Here is a 4,489-nt window from a genome sequence, read left to right as displayed (position 1 = left end):
CTGCCGATCCGGCCCGCCCGATCCAGTAAGATCGCGGCTCTTCAATACTGATCTGGATTTGGATGTTGCACCGCAAGGCTGCAGCATCCAAAACTTTTAGAACATCTGCATTTTGAGAATCATGAGCGATATTTCCGCACCCGCGCCAAAATTCCTGCCGCCCGCTGTGGTGGATAGGGCGCCGCTTCTCGTTGCCGCCGCCATGTTGCTGGCCGGCTTTGCTTTCATCACCTGGCAAGTCGACTTGCGCCAGGGCACGCTGTTTCTGATCGGCGGCGGGTTGGGCGTTGCCCTTTACCATGGCTCGTTCGGTTTCACCGGCGGCTGGAAGCGCATGGTGGTTGAAAAGCGCGGTCGCGGCATGCGGGCGCAGATGCTGACCATCGGCGTTGCGGCGCTTGCCATGATCCCGCTGGTGGCCGCGGGCAATATCGGTGGCCAGTCCATGGTTGGCGCGATGGCGCCGGTTGGGGTGTCCGTCCTGCTGGGCGCTGCCATTTTCGGCCTCGGCATGCAGTTGGGTGGTGGCTGTGGCTCGGGCACGCTGTTCACCGTTGGTGGTGGGTCCGCGCGCATGCTGGTGACGCTGGCATTCTTCATCATTGGCGCTGTTATAGGCACAGCGCATTTGCCGTTCTGGCTGTTGCAGCCCGCGCTGCCGGCGATCAGCCTCGGCGCCGAGTTGGGCGTTGGCTTTGCCATTGCAGCGACAATTGCAGGGCTCGCCGCCGTGGCGCTGGTCACCGCGGTCATCGAAAAGCGCGTGCACGGCAATATCGAACCTGAACCGGCTCCCGCGCGTCAGGGCTGGACCTGGATTCTTTATGGCCCATGGCCGCTGATCGGGGCAGGGCTGGTGCTCGCCCTTCTCAATGTCGCGACGCTGCTGCTGGCGGGTCACCCCTGGTCGATCACCTATGGCTTTGGCCTCTGGGGCGCCAAGATCGCTTCAGCAGTCGGCATTCCGGTCGCGAGCTGGGAGTTCTGGACGTGGCCGGCCCAAGCCCAGGCGCTCAATTCCAGCGTTCTCGCCGATACTGTCTCCGTCATGGATTTTGGCCTCGTGCTCGGAGCCGCTGCAGCGGCGGCCATCGCCGGCAAATTCGCGCCCAAGGCCGCTTTGCCGCTAGGATCGCTGCTGGCGGCGGCCATTGGCGGCCTGCTGATGGGCTATGGCGCACGCCTGTCTTTCGGCTGCAATATCGGGGCGCTGTTCTCAGGCATTGCTACCGGCAGCCTTCACGGCTGGCTCTGGTTTGCCGCCGCTTTTGTCGGGTCTTTCGTCGGCGTCTGGCTGCGTCCCTTCTTCGGTCTTGATGGGTTCGCCAAGAAATGAGCGCTCGCAACACACTCCTTTTTGGCGCCGCGCTTGCCGTCACGACGGCCGCCATCGCCTATGACCATGTGACCAATCCGGTGCCGCCGCGCCCCACGGCCCAGGCTACGGCTGCGTCAGGATCGGCACCCTGCGCCGCGGGCGCTGCGCCATGTGCCGCTGGTGCCGTCGCGCCCTGTGCTGCAGGGGCTCCGGTTACGCCATGCGCCGCGGGCGCTCCGGCCAAGGCGGCTCCGCCGCCACCACCCGCCAAGCCCCCAACTCAAAAGGCGCCGCCGCCACCGCCTCCGGCACAACGTCCCGCGGACGCAGCGCCTGCCAAGACTGCGCCGCCTCCGCCGCCGGCCTCCAAGCCGGCCGGGCAGGAAGCGCCAGAACTGGTCGTGGATAGCGTCTGATGACGACCGCCCGCGAACACGCTCTCAACGAGATCGCCTTTTGCGAAACCGTGCTCGCCAAGGGTGGTCTTAATGTGCTCAGCGACACGTTTCGCGGTGTGTCCGATATCGAGGCGTGGGAGCATTATCCGCCCGGCGATGTCTTCGATCCCTCAAGCAATGCGCAGTGGTTTTATCACTGCCATCCGGCGGAGGAGGGCGTTGCCGAGCACGGCCATTTCCATTGCTTCCTGCGCCCCGATGGCCCGGAGGGCGCCATTCATCACCTCATCGCCATCGGCGTCGATGCGAATGGGCGCTTGCTGCGCCTGTTCACCGTCAATCAATGGGTGGTGGGCGACGACTGGGCCGATGCGGACAGGACGATAGACCTCATTAGCCGCTTCAACATGCAGATGCCGTCGCCGTCCTATCTGGTCAATCGCTGGCTTACCGCTATCTTTGTGGCCTATGAAAGCGAGATCGCCGACCTGATCCTCGCGCGCGATGCCGTTCTTGCAGCGCACGTTCCGCCTGATGGCACGGCCGTGCGGGAGGATAGGGCGCTGGAAGTCACGTCGGAACATGTTGTCGCGTTGCTTCCGGGCCATTGAGCCCTAAAGTGCCTGCCATTAGGTTTGCAACGGCCAGATGAGTCGGTCGTGAATTGTGCACAGGAGCCGTTCTTGGCCAAGTTTACCGGTAGCCGGGCCTTTGTCGTCGAGGACGAAACGCTGGTCCTCTTCGGCCTCGAAGATGCTCTGGCCGATCTCGGCTGCGAAGTGGTGGCGCAGGCCATGCGCCTCGACCAGGCCATCGCCATGGCGGAAGCGCTGGGGCCAGTCGATGTCGCCATACTCGACGTCAATATCGGCGGCACCACGGTATTCCCCGTGGCCGAAATCCTGAAAGAGCGCGGCGTGCCGCTGGTTTTTGCGACCGGTTATGGCCGCGCGGGGCTGCCGCCCGAGTGGCAAAGCCATGCCGTCATCGTCAAACCCTATTCCCTTGATGATATCGAGCGGGCGCTGACGCCGCTGCTCACCGCCCACACCGGCGAATAACGCGCTTTCCTAGAGAAGCCGGCCTTTACCATCGTCTTCAAAGCGCAATAATACACATTGGGTTTGCTACGATTTCTGCCATAAGCTTGGTGTCCGGGGCCCTCGGGCCTTTGGTTATCTGGCGTTCTGGGGGAATGCATGAAGATTATGATCACGGGGGCGATGCTGGCAGTCAGCCTTGCCCTCGCGGCTCCGGCATTGGCTGTATCGGGTCAGTGCTCGTTGACGGGATACGACGATTTTGAATGCGATGTGGAGACCGATGGCGGCGGACTGACGTTTGCCTTGCCCGACGGCCAAACCTTCGCCTTCGCTCTGGTCGCGGAAGATGAAGGGCTCGGCTACCTTATTGGAGCCGACGTCCGGCCCGGTCAGGTTCCCGAGGAACTAGGCACGTTTGCGCCGATTGCGGGTGAACCGGGATGCTGGCAGGCAGAGGATTACGAAACCAGGTTCTGTGCCCTGGTGTTCGAATGAACCCGGCCCGCGCTACTTTTGCCGCATTGCTGGCCATGCTGATGGTTGTGCCGGCAGCGATGGCAAAAGAAGCGCGCTGCTTCACCTCTGACGACGGCGAATATTCTTGCGATTTCCAGCGGCTCGACGAGGCTGGCAGCTTCCGCATTACTGCAGTGGGCAAGCCAACCTTCGAGTTGTGGATCGAGGCAGACGGGCAGGGCTTTGTCAGTGCCACCTATGAAAAAGGCGGACGCTCGGTGCCCCTTCCGGGAACCTACTTCAGGGCCAAGAAAGACCGGGCCTGCTGGAAGAGCGACGCGACTGAAACGGAAATCTGCGCGTGGTAATGGACGAATTCAGTATTGATATCGACGGCGCCACCCTGACGGGTGTCGAAATGGGCGATGGCCTGCCGGTCATCTTCTTGCATGCAGGCGTCTGCGATAATCGCATGTGGCACGAACAGATGCGGCTTGCCGCCGACAATGGCTGGCATGCAATTGCCTACGATCGGCGGGGCTATGGCGATGCGGAAAGTCCCGATGAGCCGTTCAGCCATCTCGATGACCTCGAGGCGGTTCTCGACGCTTTGGATATCCATGCGGCGATCTTTGTCGGCTGTTCCATGGGCGGCGGTCTGGCAATCGATTTTGCCCTGACCCATCCTGGCCGGATTATTGGCCTCGTGCTGATCGGCACGTCGGTTACCGGTGCGCCCTGGAGCGCGACGGCCGAGGAAAGCGCCATCGAAATGGCCGAGGAAGACGCCTGGGAGCGTGGCGACCTCGATCTCCTCAACAAGGTGCAGGCGCATGAATGGCTCGATGGGCCGCGCGCCCAGAGCGGTCGCGTCGGCGGTTCGGTGCGCGAACTTTTTCTCGATATGAATGCAAAGGCGCTGGCCAAGCCGGAGCTGACGCAGGAAGAGCAGCGCCCTGACGCGTGGAGCCGTGTGGACACGGTAACCGCGCCCACCATGCTGATCGTGGGCGAAGAGGATTTTTCCGCTCTGATCGACAGGCACGAGCATCTGTCCGAAACGATGCCGAATTCTTTTGCCGCGGTGCTGGAAGGCGTGGCGCACATTCCCAGCATCGAGCGGCCCGATCTGATCAATCGGATGCTCGAGGAATTCCTCGATGCGCTGGCGGGTGAAGATCTGGAACCGGATGACGACGAATAGCGCGTTAGGCGCGAAACTGATTCCGGGTTTGGCCTCAAACTATTGAAAACAAAGGGCCGGAGCGAATGTC

General features: G+C 62.4%; 7 protein-coding genes. All 7 read left to right on the top strand.

Annotation, left to right across the window (positions count from 1 at the left end):
• Nucleotides 1–121 precede the first annotated feature (121 nt).
• The 7 genes from ABW043_RS09330 to ABW043_RS09300 all read left to right on the top strand — a co-directional run bounded on the left by ABW043_RS09330 (nt 122) and on the right by ABW043_RS09300 (nt 4,419).
• Complete coding sequence (locus ABW043_RS09330) at nt 122–1,336, top strand: YeeE/YedE family protein (protein ID WP_353920941.1); 1,215 nt, start codon at nt 122–124, stop codon at nt 1,334–1,336.
• On the top strand, nt 1,333–1,734 hold the full coding sequence (locus ABW043_RS09325) for a hypothetical protein (protein ID WP_353920940.1): 402 nt from the start codon (nt 1,333–1,335) through the stop codon (nt 1,732–1,734). The genes ABW043_RS09330 and ABW043_RS09325 overlap by 4 nt, the downstream gene beginning before the upstream one ends.
• The gene (locus ABW043_RS09320; protein ID WP_502908630.1) at nt 1,731–2,327 is read left to right on the top strand and encodes a DUF6969 family protein; all 597 of its coding nucleotides are present in this window, start codon (nt 1,731–1,733) and stop codon (nt 2,325–2,327) included. The genes ABW043_RS09325 and ABW043_RS09320 overlap by 4 nt, the downstream gene beginning before the upstream one ends.
• 72 nt (nt 2,328–2,399) lie before the next feature.
• Nucleotides 2,400–2,777, top strand: coding sequence for a response regulator (locus ABW043_RS09315; protein ID WP_353920938.1), 378 nt, complete (start codon nt 2,400–2,402; stop codon nt 2,775–2,777).
• Between the two features lie 138 nt (nt 2,778–2,915).
• On the top strand, nt 2,916–3,254 hold the full coding sequence (locus ABW043_RS09310; RefSeq protein ID WP_353920937.1) for a hypothetical protein: 339 nt from the start codon (nt 2,916–2,918) through the stop codon (nt 3,252–3,254).
• Nucleotides 3,251–3,583: a hypothetical protein gene (locus ABW043_RS09305; protein ID WP_353920936.1), complete on the top strand. Its 333-nt coding sequence runs from the start codon at nt 3,251–3,253 to the stop codon at nt 3,581–3,583. Before ABW043_RS09310 ends, ABW043_RS09305 begins: the two co-directional genes overlap by 4 nt.
• Nucleotides 3,583–4,419 carry an alpha/beta fold hydrolase gene (locus ABW043_RS09300; RefSeq protein WP_353920935.1) on the top strand — a complete coding sequence of 279 codons (837 nt, stop codon included), beginning with the start codon at nt 3,583–3,585 and terminating at the stop codon, nt 4,417–4,419. The genes ABW043_RS09305 and ABW043_RS09300 overlap by 1 nt, the downstream gene beginning before the upstream one ends.
• Nucleotides 4,420–4,489: the final 70 nt, after the last annotated feature.

It is taken from the genome of Devosia sp., from assembly GCF_040509215.1.
Classification (GTDB): Bacteria; Pseudomonadota; Alphaproteobacteria; order Rhizobiales; family Devosiaceae; genus Devosia.
The sequence above is the reverse complement of the archived record's forward strand: the minus strand, read 5'-3'. Positions and strand labels throughout refer to the sequence as shown.